The organism is Pseudomonas sp. GM24, assembly GCF_000282235.1.
GTDB lineage: Bacteria > Pseudomonadota > Gammaproteobacteria > Pseudomonadales > Pseudomonadaceae > Aquipseudomonas.
The window spans coordinates 65-22,906 of sequence record NZ_AKJR01000048.1; the positions used below are offsets into that span (position 1 = coordinate 65).

The window sequence follows — 22,842 nt, forward strand, 5'->3', positions numbered from 1 at the left end:
GGGCTGGGGTGAGGGGGTAGCTCTTGATCTTAACCGCGATCGCGAGGAATCAGACTCTGCAACTGCTGGGCAAGGAAATTGGCGTCGAAGGCAAACGTATCCGGATCCTTCAAACCATTGGTCTTGCGCCATTGCCACGTGCCGTCCGGCAATCCGACCAGCGAAATGCTGCCATAACGCGCCGCCGTCAGCCCCATCACCGCGAGCGAGATCTGACCCGCGCTGCCCATTACATCCGGCACGAACTCCACCGGTTTGCCGGCAATCACAATGCTCAGCTTCTCCGTCTTGAAAGTGGACGTCTCTACCGGGTTACTCGGCCCGAACGCGACATAGGCCTCGCGACTCACCTCCAGTAGATTCGGCGCCTGCACCGGCTCCAGCCATTGCTGAATTTCGCTGAACAGCGCAGTAATCCGTGTAGCCCAAGCAGCCGATTGCGTCTCGAACAGTTGCTTCTTGTGCGCTTCGCTCTCGGCGTAATGACGAAGCATCTCGCCCAGTTGTTGTACGTCGTCCATAGCGGTGTTCCTCGGAAAGGAGCTGCAAAGGTCGATAGTGGCAGATACCAGCCCCGGCGTACGTTTAACCTGCACCAGGCCCGATGAAGCACCATGACACCTGCGTGAAAGATCAGCGGTACAGTCACTTGCTGCTGGCATCGAAACATGAAGAAAAGGAAACTCCGCGCAGACCTGAACGCTCGACACTGTCATTTGCCTGAGGACATCCAATGCGCACCATCGGCCTGATCGGCGGCATGAGCTGGGAATCCAGCGCCGAATACTATCGACTCATCAATCAGCAAGTCCGTGACCGTCTCGGCCCGTTGCGCTCGGCGCAATTGCTGATGCACAGCGTCGATTTTGGCCCTGTCGAACAGGCCCAGCACGCCGGGCGCTGGGACGATGCGGCAGCAATTCTGGTCGATGCTGCGCGCAGGCTCGAAGCCGGCGGCGCCGAATGCGTGGTGCTGTGTACCAACACCATGCACAAGGTTGCCGAGCAGATTCAGGCGGCGATCAGCATTCCGTTTTTGCACATTGCCGAACCGGCCGCACAGGCGGCTCTGAACATAGATGCACGCACGGTCGGATTGCTCGGCACCGCATTCACCATGGAACAGGATTTCCTCAAGCAACGCCTGGTCGCCAAGGGTTTGACCGTGTTAGTGCCGGACGAAACAGAGCGCAAGGATGTACACCGGATCATCTACGACGAACTCTGCGTCGGCGTGATCAGCGATCAGTCGCGGCAAATCTATCAGCGGGTGATCGAATCCCTCACCGCGCGCGGCGCTCAGGCAATTATCCTCGGCTGCACCGAAATCGGCATGTTGGTCAAACCCGAACACAGCGCCCTGCCCCTGCTCGACACCACCGAACTGCATGCACAGTCGGCGGTGGCGTTTGCGCTGGGCGACTGAGTCAGGTTTTCGGGCGATTGCGCAGGCGGGCCATGCTCAGGGTGTCGACCCATTGCCCGTCGCGCACCGCGTAATCGCGAAACAGGCCTTCGGTCTCGAACCCGAATTTGCGGTAGAGCGCGATGGCGGCCTCGTTGTCGGCGTAAACCGAGAGTTCGACGCGGTGCAGATTCATCCAGTTGTCGGCGACGTCCAGCGCCGCCGCCAACAGCTTCGACCCCACGCCTTTGCCCTGCCACGCCACAGCGACTGCCATACCGACACTGCCGGCATGGCTGCGACGAATCCGCGAATAGTTTTCCAGCCCCAGATGGCCAATGACCTGGCCCTGATGCAGCGCGACCAGCTTCAACACCCGTTCATTTTCCGCCAGCAACCGTTGGCGCCAGACGTCGATTGACTGAAACGGCATCTGCAACACCTGCCGGGTGACGGCCCGCTCGTTGTAAAGCGCCGTGACAGCCTCGAGGTGCGACTCGCTGAAGCGTTCAATATGAATGGCGGCGTTGTGGTCGGGCATGGCGGATCCTTCCTGGATCGATGTGTGGCCGACCACTCTAAACTGCCAGTTGTCTGTCTGGCGAGAGTAAATACGGTAGGAGCGAGCCTGCTCGCGAAAGCGATCTTTCATTCACCGTTTGCGTTATTTGACACAAACCTGCAACTCAGCCGCCCGTCGGATTTTAGCTCGCACCTGTCAGATCTGACAGGTGCGCGATTCTTCAGCTTGCGCTTTGATGGCTCCTTCCACACTTAATGCAGGAGTTTCAACATGAAGAAGTACTCGACCCATGTTTTACCAACGCTAACGTCAATCAAAGGCTTGGGCAGCGGTATCGAGATTCTCAATGAAGGAATTACGGTAGAAACTTCATTTAAGATAAGCGGCACAGCCGCCCCAGGTCAGAACATTGAGGTGTTCGACGGAGAGGTGTCCAAAGGCGAGGCTACCTCAGATACATCAACCGGCGAATGGCGTTTATCGATAGGAGGCCTGACCCCGTCCACGTACAGCTTTACCGCCAAAACTCCGGAGGGTTTGTCGAGTTCTCCCGCAAGAACATTTACCCTACTCCAGCAATTTTTTATCGAAGAATTCGTAGATTACCCTGAAGGGCCTTTCACGACTCTCGAAACCTACTACATGACAATCACTTCAGCAGCGGAGCCAAAAAGTTATCTAAAAATCATCAATAGCGCCGGTGAGCATTACCTGTATTTTGTGCGCCGAGTGGAAGGATCTTTACTCGTGACAATGGACATAAAAGTGCCTTGTTCAAGCATTGAATTTAAGTACAAGGTGTATTCGGGCGGCACTCCTGACGGCGTATTTACTGCTACCTTTTACGACGACAAAGCAACCCTACTGGAGACTAAAAAAATCAGTGCAGTGGACCATACTGAATATGAGGTGGTGGCCGTTGAGCAACCCGGTATTAAAAGAGTGGAGTTCAGTCTTGATGGAGCCTCTGCCGAGACCGGCAACCTATTGACTGTCAGCGTAGACAACATCAAATTTACTGCCCAATCATAGCGTGAATAATGTCATCCAGTAACATGAGTCTGCCCGAAAGCGAACTGTGACAGATGTCAGGCCGCTTTCGCGAGCAGGCTCGCTCCCACAATAGATGTGAATCAGGACTGAAACCATTCGTGGCGCTCGGAGAAAGTGTGATGAATGAGGTCGGTGAGGGTTTGCACTTCGGCCACATTCTGTGACTCGGCGTTGACCGCCAGCCACGCCTGCAATTGCATGGGCTCTTCGAACAACCCCGGCAGTGCGATCAGGCCCCGGTCAAAGCGGCTCATATACGCCGGCAACAAACCAATGCACGCGCTGCAACGAATCATCTCCAGCATCAATTCATAGGACTGCATCTGCACCACCCCGGCCAGACGCTGTTCGACCAGTTCATTCCATGGGCGAAAGCTGTCGATCTGGCGGTCGTGTTGCCATTGCACCAGCATGAAGTCGGCGAGGTCGTCGGGTGTGTCCGGGCGCGCAGTAACGCGGGAGTAGCGTTTGGCGATGTGTGGCAGGTAGTCGAGGCGTGCCAGCGCTTGCGGTTCGCTGGTGGCGAAGGTCGGGCCCGGGTGTGGGGTTTCGCCGTGGGAGAGCCAGAGGACGACGTCGGCGCTGACGGCACGCAGCGACAATTCGCTGTCCAGCGCGATGATTTCCAGGCGTACGCTGGCGTTGCGGCGCAGCAGTGCGATGAGGTCGCGGCCGAGGATGTCGTGGAGGATCGATTCGGCGACGGCGAGGCGGATCAGTGGCTGTTCGATCACCGGCAGTTTGCGTTCGTTGGCCAGCGCTATCAGTTTGGCCTGCAGTTGCTGGCCTTCACGGGTGAGGCTCAGTGCGCTGCCCTGGAAGCTGAACAGCGTGTGTTGCAGTTCTTGTTCGAGCTGGGCCAGTTGTTTACGCAGCAAGGTCGAGCGCACGTTGAGGCTGCGCGCGGCTTGCATGAAGCAACCGCAGCGGGCGCTGACCAGGAAGTATTGGGCGACGTCAGCGTCGATGGTCGCGGCGTGCGAAAGCCAAGGTTCGCTTTTGTTGTGTGGCCAATGGTAATCGGAGTTGCCCTGTCGTCCTGCGGGTTCGGTGAATGACATCGATGACTCCCTGTCGATCTTTGTATTTTGGTGGCTTTCAGCACTTTTAAACTATTTCTGAACCCAGTGGAGATCCTGTGGGAGCTGGCTTGCCAGCGATGAGGCCGGCAGATCCAACATCATGGGTGACTGGTAAGCCGCCATCGCTGGCAAGCCAGCTCCCACAGGTCACTCAGTGAAGGTGAAATCAGTGTTTTTCCTCTAGGACTTTGTTGAGCTCGGCACCGTCGATGCTGAGCGTCGCGGTATTGAGCATGCCGTCGAGGTACGCTTGGGCAATCTGTTCCTGCCGCTGCGCACGCAAGGCCTGGGTCAGTTGATCGCGCAGTTCGTCGAGGGTCGCCAGCCGCGCCGGTTGTTGCTCGGTGAGTTTGATCACATGGAACCCGGCGGCGCTCTGGACGGGATCAGAGACTGCGCCCACCTTGAGCCGTGCCACGGCGCCTCGCACTTCCGGCACCAATTGCTGCAACGGTTGCAGGCCACTATCGCCGCCGCGTTCAGCGGTGACGCGATCCTGCGAATACTGCGTCGCCAGTGCAGCAAATTCTGCCGGTGTCGCCTGCGCTTTCTTGCTCAGTTCAAGCGCCTGCTTGCGCACCGCTTCAAGATTCTGCGGATCATTGACGCCGAGGAAAATCTGACTGACCCGATACAACGCTGGGGTCTGCCAGCTTGCCTTGCCCGCGTCATAAGCCTGCTGCAATTCCGCTGCACTCGGATAATCCGCCGGCACCTGGCTGACCGAACGCAAGTAATCACGGAACACAATCTGCTCAGTCGCCGCACGGGTCTGCCGGGCCACGTCCGGGCGCTGCGCCCAGCCTTGGGCATCGGCCTGCTCCAGCACCGCTTTCTCGGCCAGCCGCGTGCGAATCCAGCGCTCCAGCGCTTCACGATTGCCGCGCAATTGTTCGCGGGTCTCTGGCGGGACTGTCGCCAGCAACGCCTGAAGTTCCGCAGGGGTTACCTGCTGATTACCCAACCGCGCCACCGCCGGCCCCGTTGCAACCGTCGCCAGCGGTGACGATTGCTGGGCGGCGACCGGGTCACTGCCCGGCCGCACCACCAGCGCCACGGTCACCACCAACAGCGCCACTGCCGCAGCGCTGATCACCATGGCAGGCTTTTTCACAGCGCGACTTCCTCTTGCTCAGCGATGGCGACTTTGGCGGTCTGCGCGCTGCCGTTCTGGGTGAAGTCACGCAGATAAACAATAAACTCTTGCAGCAGGCGATCCCACAATTCCAGGTTGCCACGCAGGTGATCATTGCTCACGCCCGCCGCCACCACCACGTCCATTTCCATCACCAGAAACTCGCCCTGCAACGACAACCGCGCAAACCGGCGGCTGGCGTTCCACTGCTCGGCCACACCCTGTGGCAACTCTCCCTGCACGCGCAGCGCACAGCTGAACGTGAAGTCGACGTAACTGCCCTGCTCCACCGCAGGGTTGCCGAAACGCACGGCGTAGCCAATGCCCTGACTGGCGCTGAGCAACTGGACGATGCCGTTCTGTTCAGTCTGGTTGACGCGATAACCGGCGGCTTGCAGGACGTCGGTCAGGGATTGTGGGGAAACATGGCTGATCAATTGAGTCATTACTTCTTCCTTGTTTATCAGTGCGAGAGCGCGGCTTGCGGCGCGTCGAATTGAGTCTTGTAGAGCTCGTCACCGAACCCCTGCGCCAGTTCATCGAACTTGACCCGGGCGCTGCCCGCGAAGGGCTGGCGGATCTTCATCACCTCGGCCACGTCGATGTTTTCGTAGGCAGTGAGGATCTGTTTGGCGACGCCGTACATCTGCTGATTCTTGACTGAACATTGCTGCACTTGTGTGTCACGTTCAGTCAATTGCGCTTGAAGCTTAGACCGTTCTGCCTCTTTGGCACGGGCCATGACCAGCAACTCGTCATAGGCCTTTTTGAACTTGCCGGTCTGCTCGGCGCTGGCCGCCACTTGTGCCTGCGCCTGGCTGTGCAGGCTCTGTTGCTGTCCGGCCAATTGCTCGGCGACGCCTTTGGCCTTAGCCAGTTCAGCGCTCAATTGCTTGATTTGCGCCTGCGCAGCCTTGGCTTCGTTTTGCGCCGCCAGTTGCGCGGCGCTGGCCTGGGCCTGCTGACTTTGCAGGGCCTGCAACTGTTGCGTGGTGCTGCGCAATTGCGTGCGCAGGCGTTCTTCCATGCCTTCGGCACTGGCCCCAGTGGCGATCAACAGCCCGAGCCCGAGCAACACAAATCGCGTTTTCATAACCCTCTCCCGGCGCCTTAGAAGCGCGTGTTGATCTCAAGCTGCAAGACGTCGATGTCGAACGGCGCGCCGTACACCGCTTCGGTGCTCATCCAGCGACCGGTGGCGTAAACGTTCTTCGCCAGGCCGTAGTTGCCGCCAATGAAATAGCCCTTGGCGTTGGTGCCGCCGAGGTGGAACGACGAGTCGTTGAAGCCGTCCGGCAAGGCGTCAGGCTGGATGTATTTGTAGCCGGCAAACATGTTCCAGTCGCCCTGCTTTTTCAGGTCCAGCGCGCTGCCGAGGGTGAACTGCACCATCCACGCATTGGCGCCGCTTTCGATGTCGCCGTTGCTGTCGAGGTTGTTGACGATCTGCCCGGCCGAACGCTTGCGCATGTCGCCTTCGTCGTACGCGAGGTTGTGGATGTAGTTGCCCTGGCTGCGCAGTTTGAAGTCTTCTGGCAAGTCGGCATCCCAGACCATGTTCAGATCAAGCAGATTGAATTCCGAAGCAAGGCCAACGAACTGCGGCTGCGGCGTGGTGGTCGGGTTAAGCGGGTTCGGCGTGATGTCGCGCAGCAGGAACACGCTGTTGCCCTTCTGCATGAACGCCGCGCGGCTGCCGTCGCTGTCACAGCCCGGCGCGCCGGCCCACGGTTCGCAAGGGCTGGAACGCTGGCCTTGAATGTCGTCGAAGCGGTAGTAGGCCAGTGCACCTTTCAAACGGTTGTTGCTGTTGATTGCCCATTTGGCGCCAATCTGCGCGCCGTACAACCACTTGTTGTCGCTCTCTTCCTTGTCGAAACCGTTGCTGCTGGCGGTGTCGTTGGTGTAGTCCACCGGGAACGCACCGACGGTGCCGAACACGCCCCAATCGCGATTGAGCTTGTGGTCGAAAATCGCCGCGACGCCGTCGAAGTTCAGGTCGTTGGAATAAAGCATGTCGGTGGACATGAACGGGTTGGCGAAGCGCCCGCCGGTCAGGGTCAATTCATCCGTAGGCTTCCAGTTCAGGTAGCCCTGATCGAGCCAGATGTCCTTTTTGGCGAAACCGCCGCCGAGGTTTTGCGTGGTCGATACCGGGTTGTTGTCCGAGCCGGTGCCGATACGAATGCCGGCGGTCCATTGCGGCGAAATCTCTGCTTTCATGCCCAGCCTTGCGCGGATGCGGAACTGGTTGGTGCGATCTTCGCGGGTGTTGAGCAGCGGCGGCAGATTGGTGCTGCTGTTGGGGTTCACGTCGTACGGGCCGTTGTTGTTGAGCTTGGCGAAGTCGACGATCTCGTTGCTGTTGCTGTCCGAGTAGTAGCGCGATTCGTTGCGCAAGCGAATGTCGCCGTCGAAACTGATGCGCGCCGCCCATTCCGGGAAGCTGTTTGGCGCAGCCCAGTTTTCCTGTTTGGCGGTGGCCATGACTTCGGCTTTGACCTGATCGCGAATCTGGTCACGCACCGCTGCCGGCACATATTGCACACGGACGTCGCCCGGCGCCGCCACTGGCCCCGCCGCCACGGCGGTGGATGCCGCAGCCTGTTTGGCCTGGGCCGCTTCGTTCTGCGCCTGAGCGATCAGCGCATCGGCCTTGTCCTGCTTCAGAATGCCCTGCTCGACCAGCAAGCGGATCAGATTGATCGTGGCGTTCTCCGAGAGCGCAGGCGCTGCCACGGCCTGACCGACCAGGGTCGCAATGACCATGCCGACCGCCAGGGACAATCGATTCACGTTGGAAATCATCTGCACACAACTCCTTTTGCCAAAGCTTTAAAAGTGGGGTTAACCTGGACGCCGCCCTTGCAGGGACAGGCGCACAGGCAAAGTGATGGAGGCCGGTGGCCGTTCGCTCAGCGCCGGCGCACCGCGCAACGCGGCCAGCACTTGCGTATCAATCTCGGGGTTACCGCTCGACTTGATCAGCTCGACGCGGGTGATCTCGCCGACGCTGCTCAGCCAGACATCGGCCTGCAACGAAAACGCGAGGTTGCGCAGCTCAGGGTTCTCACGCAGCAAACGCTGGAAGGTGAACGCCAGAAACTGGCTGTACGTCCCGGTGCCCAGACGCCCGCCACCAGTGCCAGCCATGCCGCCACCCTTGCCCGCGCCGATGTTGAAAGCGTCGTTGCCGGACTGCGCATCGCCGTCCATTTGCATCGGGTTGGCCAGATCATCCGCCGGGGATGGCGGCGCTTCTTCCTCGGGCTTGACCTCTTCTGGCTCGGGCGTTGGCTCCGGCTCGACGACTTTTTCTTCCACCGGGGTTTCCGGTTCTGGCGGTTTTTCCGGCGGCGGAGGTGGCGGTGGTGGCAACGGAATGATCGTCGGCACCTTCGGCGCTTCGCGGCGGATGCCGCTCATGTCATTGGCCCACTGCCACAGAAACCATGCGGCGAGCGCACCGATGAGCAATCCGGCGCCCCACTTCGCGTAACGCAGCGCTGGCTTTTTCACCGGCAGCGGCTCGATCGGGAGTTGTGCGGTCATGACTCAGCCCTGACTCGGTTTGCCGGTCACAAGACCGACTTGGGACAGTTCGAGCCGGCGCAACAGATCCAGCACTTCAATGACTTTTTGGTATTGCACCGTCGCGTCGCCGCGCACGATCACCGGGAAATCCGGACTCTGTGCCTTTTCGATGCGCAGGCGTTCTTCCAGCTCGGCCAACGTCACCGGATAGGCGTCGAGGAAAACCTGGCCGCCGTCGTTGACCGAAATCGCTTTGGTCTTGGCCTCGGACAGCGACACGGAGGCGCTGGCCTTGGGCAGGTTGATCTGGATTCCGGAGACCTGCGCGGTGGCGGTGAGGATGAACATCACCAGCACCACCATCAGCACGTCGACCAGCGGGGTGATGTTGATGCTGTCTACCGCGGCATCTTCGTCATCGTCGTGGGAGGCATTTACAGACGCCATGTCAGTGCTCCTCAGGCCGGTACGGAGTGGTTGGCGTGATGGCCGCGATGCGCCGACTCACTGAACTGACTCTCGCCGTGCATCTCCGCCAGCCGCGTGATGAACTCGTCGACAAACACACGCATGTCGGCGCTGACTTCCTTGTTGCGGGTGATCAGGCGGTTGTAGCCAAACAGCGCCGGGATCGCGACGAACAGGCCCATCGCGGTGGCGAGCAATGCGGCAGCCATGCCCGGTGCGATGGCGTTGATGTTGACGTCACCGGCCATCGCCGTGCCGAGGAACACCACCATGATCCCCAGCACCGTGCCGAGCAGGCCGATGTACGGGCCGCCGGCGATGGCGTTGGACAGGGTCGAGAGCTTCGAGCTGAGCTGCTGATTTTCGCGGGTACGCACGCCGTCCATCGAGCAACGGATCGCTTCGATGGTCGCAGCCGAAACCGAGGAGGTATCGGCGCCCTGTTCGCGGCGAGTGCGGATCTCTTTGACTGCCACCAGGTACAGGCGCCACAGCGATGAATGCTGCAAGCGCTGGGCGAGTTGCGCGTCGTCGGCGAACATTTCCAGACGCGTACCGACTTTGGCGAACTGCACACGGAAGTCTTCGTTGGCGGCAGTGACACGGCTGAGGCTGCGGTTCTTGCGCAGCATGATGATCCACGACTGGAACATCATCAGCACCAGCACGGCGATGATCACCCAAGCGTCGATTGGCACGGCGTTGAGCAGGAAGCCGAGGCTGCCGAAACCGAACCCGGATTGCTCTTCATCGACGCCGTAAGCCACCAGTTTCGACTCGGCACCTTGCGAGGTAGCGTCGGCCAGCAACAGCGCTGCCGGACGTGAAACCTTCGACAGGCGCAATTCATCGATAGCGCCCACAAACGGCTGGAACGGACCTTCGTGCACGTCAGCACCGATGGCCATGACCGAGTTGAAGGCCGGCACCGCTTGAGCGAGCGTGGCCGCTTCGCGACCGTTGATGAACAGGGTCACTTTCGAGCCTTCAGCGGTCAGCGCGACGTGTTGCCATTGGCCCGGATTCAGCGCTTGTGTGGCGACGGCACGTTGGCCATCGATCTCAACGAATGGCACACCTTGATTGGCACCGACCAGCAGACTGTTGGCGCCTTCACGGCGAGCGAGAATCAGTTGCTCGCCACTGGCCTGATCCAGACGCAGCCAGGCACTGAAAGTGAACGCACTGCCGGTGTTGTGTTGCAACGAAGGACTGGCCGGCAGCAACAACGGCTGGCCACTAAACTGCAAGGCGCGCCCAACCACGCCGTCAATCGCCGCGCCGGTCGCGCTTTGTGCGGTGTTGCCGTAGGCGGTGGTGTCTTTCGGCGGGGTGCCGGTGGCGCCGTCGAAGTGATACAGCGCGGTGTAATTCGGATCAAACGTCAGTTGGCCGTTGCCGGTCGCCGGCGCCTTCTGATTGCCGTAATACATCCAGATGTCCTGGCGCTGACCGCCCTCGACATTCGGCACATCGACCCAGATCAGCGCCATGCCCATCAGCGCATCGAAGCTTTCGATCTGGTGGTTGAGCACGGTCTTGTCATCGGCGGCGACGAAGCGCAGATCCGAGCCGTCCTCTTTCACGCCGTCGAAGGTGAAGTTACCGGTGTGCAGGCGCACCAGCAGCGCGGTACGGCCGAGGGCCTGATTGATCGCCGCGCCTTGTGGCGTGGTGTCGACAGCGATCTGTTTGCGGTAATGCCAGTCGTCCTGCCACCAGGCCTGAGCCGTGGCCGGGAGCACGAAGCCCAGGCAGATCAACAACGAAAGAAAGAGGCGCTGCATGAACGTGCTCCTTGTCAGAAAGTGGCTTGAAGGTTGAAGTGCAGGCGCGATTCCTGTTTCGAGGTGTTCGGCCCTTCGAGTAGCGGATAGCCCCAGTCGAGGCTGCCGGACAGCCATTTGCTCAGGCTGGCGCGGGTGCCGAGGCCGACGCTGGCCAGGGCGTAATTGGCGTCTTGGTCCGGCAGTTCGTCGCGCAGATAAAGCTGTGCGCCTTCGGCGAAGGCATAGAAACGCCAGTCCTGCATCCACGTGCCGGCGTACTTGGCCAGCGATGGCGTGCGCACTTCCTGACTGAGCAGCAAGCCGTCATCGCCGGTACGCTCGGCGGCCAGATAGCCACGCACCGAGGTCGCGCCACCGGCAGAGAACTGTTCGTTGGAAACCAGTGGCCCCGAGGCCAACTGGAAAGCGGCTTTGCTTGCGCTCTGCCAGTCGCTGTCGAAGGTCCAGGTGTAGTTGGTGTCGCCCTTGAGCACGGCGAAGCTCGGTTTGGCGCGGTAGCGTTTGTAGTCGAAGTCTTCGTCGGAACTGCCGTAGCCGAAGATGCTGCGAGTGGCGGCGACCAGGCTCAGACCGAGGCCGAGCTGGCTCTTCTCGGTGTAGCGATAGCCGTTGTAAGCGAAGGTAAAGGGTGCGTATTGCAGCGGGACTTTGTCGCTCTCACCGGACAAGGTCAGGCGTTCGTCGAAGTCCTTGAAGTCGATGCCGGCGGACAGAGAATTCGACCAGTTGCCGCTCGACGGCAGCGTGTATATCGCCGACATACCATAGGAGTGGCCCTTGCCGAGCACGTTGCTGCCGCCGATGGTGGCGACGTTGCTGTCGGACTGGTAACCGGAGAACTGCACGCTCCAGCGATCGGTCAGCGGCGCGGTGTAGGAGCCCGACCAGACCTTGGCGTTGTCGGTTTCCTGCGGCGCAGTGAAGAACGTCAGGTTGACGCTATGGCCGAGTTGCCAGAGGTTGTTGTAGCCAAGGCTAGTGACCGTGCGCAGTTTTTCCGTGTCGGCGCTGTAATCGTTGTTGAGGCCGACACTCGCAGTCCACGGGTTTTGATCTTCGACCTGCAAATCGACGTCCATGGTGCCGGGGCGCTGACCTTCTCGCACCAGTGGCATGACTTGCCGGCCCGGGGTTTTGTTGAGCTGCGCGAGTTCGCCCTGAACCTTGGCGAAGTCCGGCACCTCGCCTTCCTTCAGCGCCGGGACGTCGTCGCGGATGTCCAGCGGCGAATAGTGTTTGGCCCCGACCACACGCACGCGGCCGACCTTGGTTTCGCTGACTTGCAGATAGACGATGCCGTCGGCCACGGCTTGCTCGGGCAGCTCGACGAACACTGATTGATAGCCGCGTTGCTGATAGGCCTTCTGCAATGCGTCGCGCGCACCTTCGATGTCACTGAGGGCTTTTTGCGGACCGAGGAACGGGTACACCGCCTCTTCGATCGCCCGCGCATCGAGCACGGTGTTGCCGCGCACGAAGTACTCGTTGACGTCGACCAGACGCTGGGCCGCTGCGTTGTTGGCGGCCTCTTCGGCCAATGCCGGCTGCGCGCCCGCCGTCACCAGCAGCCAGCCCCACAGCGCCAGCCGTGACTTGAAAATCGGTTCCACACTACCCCCTGAATTCGCGATGACCTGTTGGCGTTTCGAACGCCGCGTGTATGGCGTCAATTGCTGGCTGTCGAGGCGCAGGCGTGTTTGCCCAGCCACGTGTGCAAAAGCGCGAAGTTCAACGAGAACTCGGGCATTTGCAGCAACGCGCCGCAGAACACTTCGCCGATGATTTTTTGAATGAGCAGCACCGCCCGGGGCTCGTTGAGCAGCGTGGCGATGTCGCGACTGAGGGCGTTGAAGCTCCAGACTTTCTGGTTCAGGCCAAGACCGACGAACCAGCGGAACAACAGGTTGTAATTGAGCTGTTCATACAGTTGCTGCTCGCTGGGCACCGAATACAGCAGTTGCAGGAGCAGGATGTGCATGACCGTTTGCGCGGGAATCAGCATGCCCGGCTCGGCATTGAGGTCGTGCAGGAGCTCGCGGTGGGCGTCAAGCAAGTCGTCGATCTGCGGGCGCAGCAACACCAGCGAATGGCCCGGCGGAATGTAGCTGGAGACCTCTTTCAAGGCGCCCTGCCAGTCATCCTGCGAGACAATCCAGACCCATGGCGCGCCGTAGCGATACACCGAAACCGGCTTCTTGCGCGCGGCTTCGACGATCTTCGACAGGCGTTGATCGAGTTCCTGCATGCCCACTTTCGAGTAGCGTTCCATAGTCCCCATTGCCTCACTCCCGGCGTCCCGCCTCGGCTTGTGAAAAGCGCCCCGTTGGGCCCCTCAAGCGCGTTACATAGGCATGACCGGACTGGCGATGTGCTACCGAACTTTTGTCATAAAAGCTTCATTACAGAATTGGTCGAGAAATCACAGACACAACAAAATACTGTGGGAGCTAGCCTGCTAGCGATGGCGGTGTGTCTGTCGAGTTGATGTCGGCTGACGGGACACCATCGCTAGCAGGCTAGCTCCCACAGGTTTACCGTTTTATTTGTATTTGGCTTAAGTCGGCTCGGGTTGGACTCGAGTCAGGGGCCAGCACCTGTCGAATAGGTGACTTAACGAAATATTACGCAGGCGCCACACGGTAATTCAGTCCCCCATTCAAGTATGTCTAGTCGTTCTTCAAGTGAAAGAATCCTTTTACTTTCAGCCTCTCCGGTCCTGGTGGAACCGGAGAGCCTTTCAACTTCATATCCATACTGAACAACCCGGTGGCTTTCCTGGGTGACTCTGTATACGAGACAGCAAATGAACCAGACTCAACAACATATTCGAAATAGTGAGATTCGCTGTAGTCGATGTATTTCACATCCAGCAAATCCTTCGCGTCATATATTAGAAACGACTCTCTTTTGGGAAACGTTAATAGCAATTGTTTTTTTGGCTCCATATTTCCGCCCACACCCTGACGTCCAAAAACGCTGAAACCGTAGGTTGTGTCGTCAAGGGTAACAATATCTGCACGCATTATTCCGAGCTGGTCGGTTTCCACCTCAAACAGGCCTGTTGCATTGGCTACTACCACTTCAGTGTCCGTCTTCATTTTTGTCATCCTGATAGGCTATTTGTCTATTGAAAGAGCGGCACAGTCTGAACTTTCAATGCATGCTGCATAGACTGTGTCACTACCATTAGTACAGCCATCGCGGACACGAGATCTACTGTAAGACTTGACAGTAGACAAACTCAAAAATTTGGAGTCAGGCGTAAACCGACCACACCTCAACGATCCTGCCACCCCGCACCGCCAGTAAATCCCCAAACTGCAACAGCACTGCTTCAGTCTGCGTCGGACGCAGGAAGACTTGATCTTCCACAACCAATCCCACGGCATTCGAGCCATTGACCATTTCCTGATTCGAGCTGCGGCCGTACACCCCGTTACTCTGCAAACCGGCTGGCGATTCGAACTCGGCCATCCAGTTGCCGCCGTAGATGAAGAAAGTCTGGCGCTGATTCTGGTCCCACCACGAAAACAACTTCGACTTGCCATCCAGCGCCGGAATATTCACCGCACCAGTGTTTTTCAATACGGGCGTGGCGATGTAGGTCGCGGGGACGTGTTCGGTGAGCGATGGCAAATCGTAGTGCGTCGGTTTGAGCATCGCCGTGCCCACCGAAACTTCAGTGCTGAGCTTCTCTTTTTCATGAATGCGATAACTCGGGCTGCCAGCGGTGTTCAGGCACAAACCGTCATGCCACAACGCTGGAAACTGCTGCCGGGTGAAATCGACGCAGCGCTGATAAATCACCATGACCTTGGCGAATAGTTCTTCCGGCGAGCCGAGAATCCCCGGCACGCCCATGCCTACGAACGGGTCGTAACCCATGAACCCGGCGAATTCCAGGTGCTGCGGGTTGGCGCTGATCAGTCTGAGCATCTGCCCCAGCACCTGCTCATCACTGACCCCGCCGCGATGCAGGCCGACATCCAGCTCGATGTTGATGCGCATCCGTGTGCCCAAACCCTTCGCCAACGCAAGGTATTGCTGCAAACGTTCGGGGCCGTCGAGCAGCCATTGCAGTTGCTTTGCGGGATCGAACGGACCTTTGTGGGTTTGGTAGAACAGCTCTGCCGAACGCACCGGCAATGGCTTGCCGAGCAGGATGTCGGACTGTGGAAATACCTGCGCATCATGATTGAGAAACGGCTGATGGAATGACATCAATTTTTGCGTCCCGGCACGTTGTGCGATGTAGCTCAATAGTCCCGGGGACGGCAGCGACTTCTCCACCAGGCGCAATTGTTTGCCGCCGCGCCTGACCGATTGCATCACCACATCGATGTTGTGATCGAGCCGATCCAGGTCGATCAGCAGCACCGGGCGCATCGGGCCTTTTTCCTTTAACTCTTTGTTCAGTGCGCGGAAATAATCGCTGTACGGCGCGCCGTGGTCTCCCGGCCGCAACCACGCGCCTACGCCCACCAACAATGCGCCAAACCCCAACGTGCCAAGCAGAAAATTGCGTCGATTGACCGCCATCAGCTCACCCCCAATATCGACGCCAGATGCGCATTGAGAAAGCGCCCGCTCGGATCCAGTGCCTGGCGCACGTCGACAAATTCGCGCCAGTGCGGGTATAGCGCTTGCAGGTTCTTCGCGTTAAGCGTGTGCAACTTGCCCCAGTGCGGTCGGCCGTTGTATTTCCAGAAGATCGGTTCAACCGCCGCGAAGAAGTTGTGATGATCCATCTGATAATGCTGGTGGACCGAGATCGAACAACTGTCGCGGCCCTCGAACATGCTCAGCGGAATGTCGTCAGCCTTGACGTAGCGGTACTCGATGGGAAACCAGGTGCGCAGGTCCTTGTCCTGAATCAGCTTGAGGATTTCCCGCAGGCAGGCCGGGCCGTGTTCGGCAGGCACCGAATATTCCATTTCGTTGAACCGCACGGTGCGTACGTTGGCGTAGATGTCGAACGAGTCGCCGACGCGATCATCGAAACTGGCCAGATGACGCAAGTTGTTAAGCAGCGTGCGGCGCAGATCGGGGAAGTCGCTGCCGTACTTATCGATCTTCTCGATCAGGGTAACGAACTCGTTACCGCCCTCTTCTTCCGGGCTGATCGGCGGCGTGGCCGGGTCGTCGGTTTCATTGAGGGCGATCGACAAGGCGTAGTCGGAATGGGTAACGACGAGCATTTCCCAGTGCTGGTTTTCACGGGTGTTGTTGTCGATGTCCTCCAGCAGTTCTTCAGTCTTGGCGATCCACTGGCGTTCGCGCAGGCGATAGGCCGGGCGGTTTTGCAGGCGGATTTTTGTTGCCACACCGAGGGCACCAAGGGAGACGCGGGCAGCGTTGAATACTTCGGCATGGCGCTGGCTGTCGCAGTCGAGCACTTCACCGCTGGCCGTCACCAGTTGCATGCCGCAGACATGCGCCGAGTACGACTGGAAGTTTTTGCCGGTGCCGTGAGTCGACGTGGCAATGGCCCCGGCAAGGGTCTGGTAATCGATGTCGGCCATGTTTTGCAGGGCCTGACCGATGTCTTTCAGCGGCTGGCCCATGCGCGACATCGGTGTGCCGGCGGCGAATTCGGCTTGCAAGGTTTTCGCGTCGTGATCGAGCAGACCGTTGAAATAGCTCAGCGACAACAGCGTGCCGTCAGTGGGCACCAGCGCGCTGAAGGAATGCGCCGAGCCGACCGGGCGAATCTTGCCTTGTGCCTGCTTGATGACCGTCGTTAGTTCATCGAGATTCTTCGGCGCCAAGCGCGCCGCCGGCAGGCAACTCTGCCCGCCCGACCAGTTGCGCCACGGAATCAAACGCGGCGCACGCATCAACTGGCCCAGTGCCGGGTGGCTCGCCAACGCGCTGAACGCGCCGACAATGCTTGCCCGTTGCAACAACTGACGCCGTGTCAGATCCATGGTCATGCCGGGCACCTTATTGAGGGAGGGGCTGGTCGGCCATGAAGCCGATCAATTGCAGGAATTGCTCTTCCGAACACTCGACGCACTGGCCCATCGGCGGCATGCCGTTGTAGCCGTTGATGGCGTGATCGAGCAGCGTGTCAGCGCCCTGCTGGAGGCGCGGCTCCCAGGCTTTGCGGTCGCCGGTGAGCGGTGCGTTGGCGGCGGGATTGGCGTGGCAGAGCTGGCAGCTGTTGGTATAGATCTGCGCCAGTGCCGGGTCGTTTGGCACGGCGTTATGGGTGGTGACCGGGGGGTTGGGGTCTTCACCGCAGCCAGGCAGCGCCACGGCTAACGCCAGCAGTAAAGTGAGTCGGATTGCCCGCATAACGGCCTCGCTTATTGTTGTGTTCACACCTTAAGGCAGCGGGTGCAACGGGTTGAGGGCATTGCGGGACAGCGAGGGGGGCAAACGGGGCCAGCCAGGACTCGCCTCGGGATCGGCTATAGACACAAAACCCTGTGGGAACTGGCTTGCCAGCGATAGCGGTGTGTCAGGCAATGAAGATGCTGAAAGTACCGGCCACATCGCTGGCAAGCCAGCTCCCACAGAGTTCGCGGTGTTGCCAGCCCCCTCTGCTCTGCGCCTTTGCGTGACATTCGGGTGACATTTGCGGGTTTAAATTCCGGCGCATTCAGGCGTATAACCTGTGAAGGCTTTTTGATCTGCATACGGACATCAACACGGGGTAGCGACATGACCACAGCAAACATCCTTGGCAACCTGTTCCCTTCTGTCAGCGACATCCCGGAAAAATACCGCCTCGACGCTCAGGTCGAGCAACGCGAATATCTGGTCGACGGCCAGTTGCGCCGCTGGGACGGCCCGCTCGCCACTGTGCGCAGCCCGGTCTATCTGAAAGGCGACAACGGCGACGAACAAGTCATCCTCGGCAGCACCCCGCTGCTCGATGCCGACACCGCGCTCACCGCCCTCGACGCCGCCGTACGTGCCTACGACCGTGGCCAGGGCCTGTGGCCGACCATGCGCGTGGCCGAACGTATCCAGCACGTCGAAGCTTTCCTCGGCCGCATGCGTCAGCAGCGCGATGCCGTGGTGAAGTTGCTGATGTGGGAGATCGGCAAGAACCTCAAGGACTCGGAAAAAGAGTTCGACCGCACCTGCGACTACATCGTCGACACCATCAATGCGCTCAAGGAGCTCGATCGCCGCTCCAGCCGTTTCGAGCTGGAACAGGACACCCTCGGGCAGATCCGCCGCGTGCCGCTCGGCGTCGCCCTGTGCATGGGCCCTTACAACTACCCGCTGAACGAAACCTTCACCACGCTGATTCCGGCGCTGATCATGGGCAACACCGTGGTGTTCAAACCGGCCAAGCTCGGCGTGCTGTTGATCCGTCCGTTGCTCGAAGCCTTCCGCGACAGCTTCCCCACCGGCGTGATCAACGTGATCTACGGCAGTGGCCGCGAAACCGTCAGTGCGCTGATGGCCAGCGGCAAGATCGACATCTTCGCCTTCATCGGCACCAACAAAGCCGCCAGCGATCTGAAGAAACTGCACCCGAAACCGCACCGTTTGCGCGCCGCACTAGGGCTGGATGCGAAAAACCCGGGCATCGTTCTGCCGGAAGTCGATCTCGACAACGCCGTCAGCGAAGCGGTCACCGGTTCACTTTCGTTCAACGGTCAGCGCTGCACCGCGCTGAAAATCCTCTTCGTCCACGAAGACGTGGTCGACAGCTTCATCGAAAAATTCAACGCCAAACTGGCCACGCTGAAACCGGGCATGCCATGGGACAGCGGCGTATCGCTGACGCCGCTGCCGGAGTCGGGCAAGGTCGATTATCTACACGGTCTGGTGGCGGATGCGCGCAGCAAGGGTGCCGAAGTGGTCAACCCCAATGGTGGCGAATCACGCGAATCGTTCTTCTACCCGGCGGTGCTGTACCCAGTGAATCCGCAGATGCGCGTCTACCAGGAAGAGCAATTCGGCCCGGTTGTGCCGATCGTGCCGTACCGTCATCTCGATACCGTGATCGACTATGTGCTGGAGTCGGACTTCGGTCAGCAACTGAGCATCTTCGGCACCAACCCGGTGGCGGTCGGTCGTCTGGTCGACACCTTTGCCAACCAGGTCGGGCGGATCAACCTCAACGCGCAATGCCAGCGCGGGCCGGACACTTACCCGTTCAACGGCCGCAAGAATTCGGCGGAAGGTACGCTGTCGGTACACGATGCATTGCGGGTTTTCTCGATCCGTACGCTGGTGGCGACCAAGTTCCAGGACAGCAACAAGGACCTGATCAGCGAGATCATTCGCGGGCGTGACTCGAGCTTCCTGACCACCGATTACATCTTCTGATCACTGTCACCCGCATCATGAATAAGCAAGAAGGCGACCGCATGCGGTTCTGATCCAAAGTCGCCAAGCGCCCGGCAAATCAGTGTCTACACTGATGCCAGCACTGTGCTGGATGCCGGGAGCTTGATCATGCTGGATTACTTCGCGTTAGGCGTGTTGGTGTTTGCCGGGCTCGTGCTGTTTTACGGGATCATCGTGCTGCATGACATTCCCTACGAAATTGCTGTGCACCGTAACCATCCGCATCAGGATGCAATCCATGCCACTGGCTGGGTCAGTCTGTTCACGCTGCATGCGCTCTGGCCGTTCCTGTGGATCTGGGCGATGGCCTATCGAGAAGATCGCGGCTGGGGGTTCGGTGACGGCAAATCCGTGCAAAACCATGTCGCTCGCCTGGAGCAACAGGTGAGCGAACTGCAAGGACGCCTCGAGCGACTCGAAGCGGCGAATGCCACTGCTCCCCACAACCGGGAGGGCTGAACGCCATGGATCTGCTGCTCATCCTGACTTACGCCGCGATCTGCGTCGCAGTGTTCAAGATCTTCCGTATCCCGCTGAACAAATGGACGGTGCCCACCGCCGTACTGGGCGGCATCCTGATGATCGGCGCCTTGATTTTCACCATGAACTACAACCATCCCTACTCCGAAGTGGCGCGCACTTACTTCGTTTCTGTGCCGGTGATTCCCATCATCAGCGGCCAAGTGATCGACGTGCCGGTGAAAGGGAACGAGCCGCTGGAAAAAGGCGACGTGCTGTTTCGCATCGACCCTACGCCGTTTCAAAACCGGGTGAAGTCGCTCAAGGCGCAACTGATCGCCGCCAAGGGTGATCGCTACCGGATCACCGAATTGATCCGGCGCAACTTCGGCACCCAGCGTGAACTGGATGCCGCGATTGCCCGCACCGACGACCTGCAAGCGCAGCTCGACAACGCCCAGTTCGAGCTGGACAACACCACCGTCCGCGCGCCGAGCAAAGGCTTCGTCACCCATGTTTCGTTGCGGCCGGGGATGATGGCGAGCAAGTTGCCGTTGCGTCCCTCGATGGTGTTCATTCCCGAGGAAGGCCAATATTTTGCTGCGTGGATGCGCCAGAACAGCCTGCTGCGCCTGACCGTCGGCGATGAGGCGGAAGTCGCGTTCGACGGCATTCCCGGCAAGGTGTTCGCCGGTCGGGTGAAAAATGTCATCGGGGTGATTGCCGAAGGTCAGGTGCAACCTTCCGGCACCCTGATCGGCTACACCGGTTCGCCGCCGGCCGGGCGTGTGCCGGTGATCATCGAAATCACCGATCCCGAGTTCGCCCAGTACAGCAAGCTGATGCCGGGCGGTGCTTACGGGCAGGCCGCGTTGTACAGTCAGCACTTCCACCACATTGGCACGATGCGCAAAATCCTCCTGCGTATGGCAGCATGGATGAATTACATTTTCCCGTTCCATTGATCTGAACCGCCATCACGAGAGGCCCGCACTGAGTACTTACAGCACCCATCGACTTCCGCCCTTGCTGCGCCGTGTCTTGCGACCGTTGCTGGATCCTTATCGACGTTACCGGCACGCGCGGCTGATTCATGCGGTGCGCGTGGCCCTCGGTTTACTGGCGACGATCCTGCTGACCACCGGCATCAACCTGCCCCACGGCGAATGGGCATCGGTGACCATGCTAGTGGTGATCGGTGGTTTGCAGCACCACGGCAACATCGGCAAGAAAGCCGCCGAGCGCGCCACCGGTACGTTAATCGGTGCCGGCGTCGGGTTGCTGCTGGTGGCGCAGCAGGCATGGCTCGGCATGCCGTGGCTGACGTATTTTGCAATGGCGGTGGTCTGCGGTTTCTTCTCCTATCACGCCATCGGCAAGGGGGGTTACACCGCCCTGCTTTCGGCGATCACCGTGTTCATCGTCGCCGGGCATGGCGACAATCCGATCACCGATGGCTTGTGGCGTGGGGTCGATATTCTGATCGGCATCGCCCTCGCTCTGGCCTTCTCTTTTGCCCTGCCGCTCTACGCGGTGTATTCGTGGCGCTACAACCTCGCCGATGCTTTGCGCGATTGCGCCACGGTGTACGGACGCATCATCAGCGGTCAACCGGTCAGCGCCGATGAGCATTTGAAACTGATGGGGCGGCTCGGCGCGGTGATGGTGCAGCTGCGCTCATTGATGCCGTCGGTGTCCAAGGAAGTGAAGGTGTCCATGACCGAACTCGATGCGATCCAGCGCAATCTGCGCATGTGCATCAGCACGCTGGAGATCCTCGGCAACATCCGCCCGGATGCCAACGATCCAGAAGCCATGGCCCACCTGCAATCCGCGCTGAAGGCCGAGCACCGGCAGATTCGCGTGCAACTGATCGGCATGGCCCGGGCGCTGAAAACCGGCGCCTCGCAACGCCTGGACAAGTCGCTCGAGTTGCCGGAAGCCAACCTCGATGCGCCGGTTTACAGCACGCTGGATGGCTACCGACTGTTGACCCGGCAACTGGCGACGAACATCGCCGAGATGCGCCAGCGCCTGGCAAAAACCGCACCGCGCTGGAACATCTGAGGGTTACTGCGCGGCCAGTCGCCGGGACTTCAAGCCCCAACCCTGTTGCATGCCGGCAGCGGCCAGCAGGATCGCTGCCACGCCAATCCATTGCAGGGTTTCCAGGCGATGGCCGAACGCGAACCAGTCGACGAAGATCGCCGCAATCGGGTAGATGAACGACAGTGCGCCGGTCAATGCGGTCGGCAATTTCTGGATCGCGCCGTACAGCAGCACATACATCAGACCGGTGTGGACGATGCCCAGCGTCACCAGACTGGCCCAGGCGCTCGGCGCTTGCGGCAGCGCACTGAAATGCGCGAACGGCGCCAACAGCAAGATCCCGGTGCAGACCTGAATCAGCGCGATCAGATGTGGCGGCGTGCCGGTCAGGCGCTTGATGATCAGCGCTGCAATCGCATACAGAAACGCCGCGCCCAACGCCAACGCAATGCCCATCAGATAGTCATTGCCGCTCTCGCCCTGAGTGCCGTGGGCGCTGACGATCGCCAACATGCCCATGAACGAAATCGCCAGCCAGAAAAGCTTCTGCAGAGTGATTTTTTCGCCGAGAAACAGTGCCGCCAACCCGACCAGCATAAACGGCTGCACGTTGTACACCGCCGTGCCGATCGCAATCGAAGCGCGAGAATACGAGGCAAACAACAGCACCCAGTTACCGACAATCGCCGCCCCGCTCAGCACCGCGAGCAAGAACGTCGTGCGGGTCAGAATGCCCGGGCGCAGAAAGCCGAAAGCGGCACAGATCAACAGCAAGGTGCCGGCGCCGAACACGCAGCGCCAGAACACTACATCGAGTACCGGTTGCCCGGAGACCAGCACAAACCAGCCGATCGTCCCGGATATCAGCATGGCGGCGGTCATTTCAAATGAGCCGTGACGCAGTGTCTTGTCCATCATTGATCTCCTGTCTTTGTGGCAAAAGTATGCCAAGCGAACACGCAAACGCTCCAGAGCAAAAAGCAGGCTAAACTCGCAATCTGCCTTTTTTATCGAGGGTGGTTTCCGTCAAT

The 22,842-nt window shown here is 59.6% G+C and carries 23 protein-coding genes; 6 read left to right on the forward strand and 17 right to left on the reverse strand.

Features of this window, described 5'->3' with window-relative positions; genetic code table 11:
• Positions 1 to 29 precede the first annotated feature (29 nt).
• Positions 30 to 521, reverse strand: coding sequence for a hypothetical protein (locus PMI23_RS07540; RefSeq protein ID WP_007915498.1), 492 nt, complete (start codon positions 519 to 521; stop codon positions 30 to 32).
• Between the two features lie 212 nt (positions 522 to 733).
• On the opposite strand from PMI23_RS07540, the gene PMI23_RS07545 reads away from it, so the two are divergent.
• On the forward strand, positions 734 to 1,426 hold the full coding sequence (locus tag PMI23_RS07545; protein WP_007915496.1) for an aspartate/glutamate racemase family protein: 693 nt from the start codon (positions 734 to 736) through the stop codon (positions 1,424 to 1,426).
• Between the two features lies 1 nt (position 1,427).
• Here the strand turns inward: PMI23_RS07545 and PMI23_RS07550 are convergent, their stop codons facing one another.
• On the reverse strand, positions 1,428 to 1,946 hold the full coding sequence (locus tag PMI23_RS07550) for a GNAT family N-acetyltransferase (protein ID WP_007915494.1): 519 nt from the start codon (positions 1,944 to 1,946) through the stop codon (positions 1,428 to 1,430).
• A 252-nt stretch (positions 1,947 to 2,198) separates the two neighbouring features.
• Between PMI23_RS07550 and PMI23_RS07555 the strand changes: the two genes are divergently transcribed.
• Positions 2,199 to 2,960, forward strand: a complete 762-nt coding sequence (locus PMI23_RS07555) for a hypothetical protein (RefSeq protein WP_007915492.1) — start codon at positions 2,199 to 2,201, stop codon at positions 2,958 to 2,960.
• A gap of 101 nt (positions 2,961 to 3,061) precedes the next feature.
• On the opposite strand, the gene PMI23_RS07560 is transcribed toward PMI23_RS07555, so the two are convergent.
• The 14 genes from PMI23_RS07560 to PMI23_RS07625 all read right to left on the reverse strand — a co-directional run bounded on the left by PMI23_RS07560 (position 3,062) and on the right by PMI23_RS07625 (position 17,287).
• On the reverse strand, positions 3,062 to 4,042 hold the full coding sequence (locus tag PMI23_RS07560) for a LysR family transcriptional regulator (RefSeq protein WP_007915491.1): 981 nt from the start codon (positions 4,040 to 4,042) through the stop codon (positions 3,062 to 3,064).
• Between the two features lie 187 nt (positions 4,043 to 4,229).
• Positions 4,230 to 5,177 (reverse strand): peptidylprolyl isomerase, encoded by a 948-nt coding sequence (locus PMI23_RS07565; protein WP_007915490.1) that lies wholly within the window; start codon positions 5,175 to 5,177, stop codon positions 4,230 to 4,232.
• The gene (locus PMI23_RS07570) at positions 5,174 to 5,644 is read right to left on the reverse strand and encodes a YbjN domain-containing protein (RefSeq protein ID WP_007915489.1); all 471 of its coding nucleotides are present in this window, start codon (positions 5,642 to 5,644) and stop codon (positions 5,174 to 5,176) included. Before PMI23_RS07570 ends, PMI23_RS07565 begins: the two co-directional genes overlap by 4 nt.
• A 17-nt stretch (positions 5,645 to 5,661) precedes the next feature.
• Positions 5,662 to 6,291 (reverse strand): hypothetical protein, encoded by a 630-nt coding sequence (locus PMI23_RS07575; protein WP_007915488.1) that lies wholly within the window; start codon positions 6,289 to 6,291, stop codon positions 5,662 to 5,664.
• A 17-nt stretch (positions 6,292 to 6,308) separates the two neighbouring features.
• Positions 6,309 to 8,006 (reverse strand): putative porin, encoded by a 1,698-nt coding sequence (locus PMI23_RS07580; protein WP_007915487.1) that lies wholly within the window; start codon positions 8,004 to 8,006, stop codon positions 6,309 to 6,311.
• Positions 8,007 to 8,045: 39 nt separating this feature from the next.
• Positions 8,046 to 8,750, reverse strand: coding sequence for an energy transducer TonB family protein (locus PMI23_RS07585; RefSeq protein WP_007915486.1), 705 nt, complete (start codon positions 8,748 to 8,750; stop codon positions 8,046 to 8,048).
• A gap of 3 nt (positions 8,751 to 8,753) precedes the next feature.
• Positions 8,754 to 9,179 carry an ExbD/TolR family protein gene (locus PMI23_RS07590; protein WP_007915482.1) on the reverse strand — a complete coding sequence of 142 codons (426 nt, stop codon included), beginning with the start codon at positions 9,177 to 9,179 and terminating at the stop codon, positions 8,754 to 8,756.
• An 11-nt stretch (positions 9,180 to 9,190) separates the two neighbouring features.
• The gene (locus tag PMI23_RS07595; RefSeq protein WP_007915480.1) at positions 9,191 to 10,987 is read right to left on the reverse strand and encodes a DUF2341 domain-containing protein; all 1,797 of its coding nucleotides are present in this window, start codon (positions 10,985 to 10,987) and stop codon (positions 9,191 to 9,193) included.
• A gap of 14 nt (positions 10,988 to 11,001) precedes the next feature.
• Positions 11,002 to 12,600, reverse strand: a complete 1,599-nt coding sequence (locus tag PMI23_RS07600; RefSeq protein ID WP_007915479.1) for a ShlB/FhaC/HecB family hemolysin secretion/activation protein — start codon at positions 12,598 to 12,600, stop codon at positions 11,002 to 11,004.
• Between the two features lie 56 nt (positions 12,601 to 12,656).
• The gene (locus PMI23_RS30275) at positions 12,657 to 13,268 is read right to left on the reverse strand and encodes a transposase (protein WP_007915478.1); all 612 of its coding nucleotides are present in this window, start codon (positions 13,266 to 13,268) and stop codon (positions 12,657 to 12,659) included.
• Between the two features lie 388 nt (positions 13,269 to 13,656).
• Positions 13,657 to 14,088, reverse strand: coding sequence for a hypothetical protein (locus tag PMI23_RS07610; RefSeq protein WP_007915477.1), 432 nt, complete (start codon positions 14,086 to 14,088; stop codon positions 13,657 to 13,659).
• A 157-nt stretch (positions 14,089 to 14,245) separates the two neighbouring features.
• Positions 14,246 to 15,454: a DSD1 family PLP-dependent enzyme gene (locus PMI23_RS07615; RefSeq protein WP_162130183.1), complete on the reverse strand. Its 1,209-nt coding sequence runs from the start codon at positions 15,452 to 15,454 to the stop codon at positions 14,246 to 14,248.
• A gap of 74 nt (positions 15,455 to 15,528) precedes the next feature.
• Positions 15,529 to 16,857: a D-arabinono-1,4-lactone oxidase gene (locus tag PMI23_RS07620; protein WP_162130182.1), complete on the reverse strand. Its 1,329-nt coding sequence runs from the start codon at positions 16,855 to 16,857 to the stop codon at positions 15,529 to 15,531.
• A 76-nt stretch (positions 16,858 to 16,933) separates the two neighbouring features.
• The gene (locus tag PMI23_RS07625) at positions 16,934 to 17,287 is read right to left on the reverse strand and encodes a c-type cytochrome (protein WP_007915459.1); all 354 of its coding nucleotides are present in this window, start codon (positions 17,285 to 17,287) and stop codon (positions 16,934 to 16,936) included.
• 369 nt (positions 17,288 to 17,656) lie between these two features.
• Here PMI23_RS07625 and PMI23_RS07630 point away from each other — a divergent pair, with 369 nt between their 5' ends.
• The 4 genes from PMI23_RS07630 to PMI23_RS07645 all read left to right on the forward strand — a co-directional run bounded on the left by PMI23_RS07630 (position 17,657) and on the right by PMI23_RS07645 (position 21,829).
• On the forward strand, positions 17,657 to 19,282 hold the full coding sequence (locus PMI23_RS07630; RefSeq protein ID WP_007915458.1) for an NADP-dependent glyceraldehyde-3-phosphate dehydrogenase: 1,626 nt from the start codon (positions 17,657 to 17,659) through the stop codon (positions 19,280 to 19,282).
• Positions 19,283 to 19,411: 129 nt separating this feature from the next.
• Entirely contained in the window at positions 19,412 to 19,762 is a 351-nt protein-coding gene (locus tag PMI23_RS07635; RefSeq protein ID WP_007915457.1) for a DUF3302 domain-containing protein, read from the forward strand.
• A 5-nt stretch (positions 19,763 to 19,767) separates the two neighbouring features.
• Positions 19,768 to 20,727 carry an HlyD family secretion protein gene (locus tag PMI23_RS07640; protein ID WP_007915455.1) on the forward strand — a complete coding sequence of 320 codons (960 nt, stop codon included), beginning with the start codon at positions 19,768 to 19,770 and terminating at the stop codon, positions 20,725 to 20,727.
• A 61-nt stretch (positions 20,728 to 20,788) separates the two neighbouring features.
• On the forward strand, positions 20,789 to 21,829 hold the full coding sequence (locus PMI23_RS07645) for an FUSC family protein (RefSeq protein ID WP_007915453.1): 1,041 nt from the start codon (positions 20,789 to 20,791) through the stop codon (positions 21,827 to 21,829).
• A 3-nt stretch (positions 21,830 to 21,832) separates the two neighbouring features.
• Here the strand turns inward: PMI23_RS07645 and PMI23_RS07650 are convergent, their stop codons facing one another.
• Complete coding sequence (locus PMI23_RS07650) at positions 21,833 to 22,726, reverse strand: DMT family transporter (RefSeq protein WP_007915451.1); 894 nt, start codon at positions 22,724 to 22,726, stop codon at positions 21,833 to 21,835.
• Positions 22,727 to 22,842: the final 116 nt, after the last annotated feature.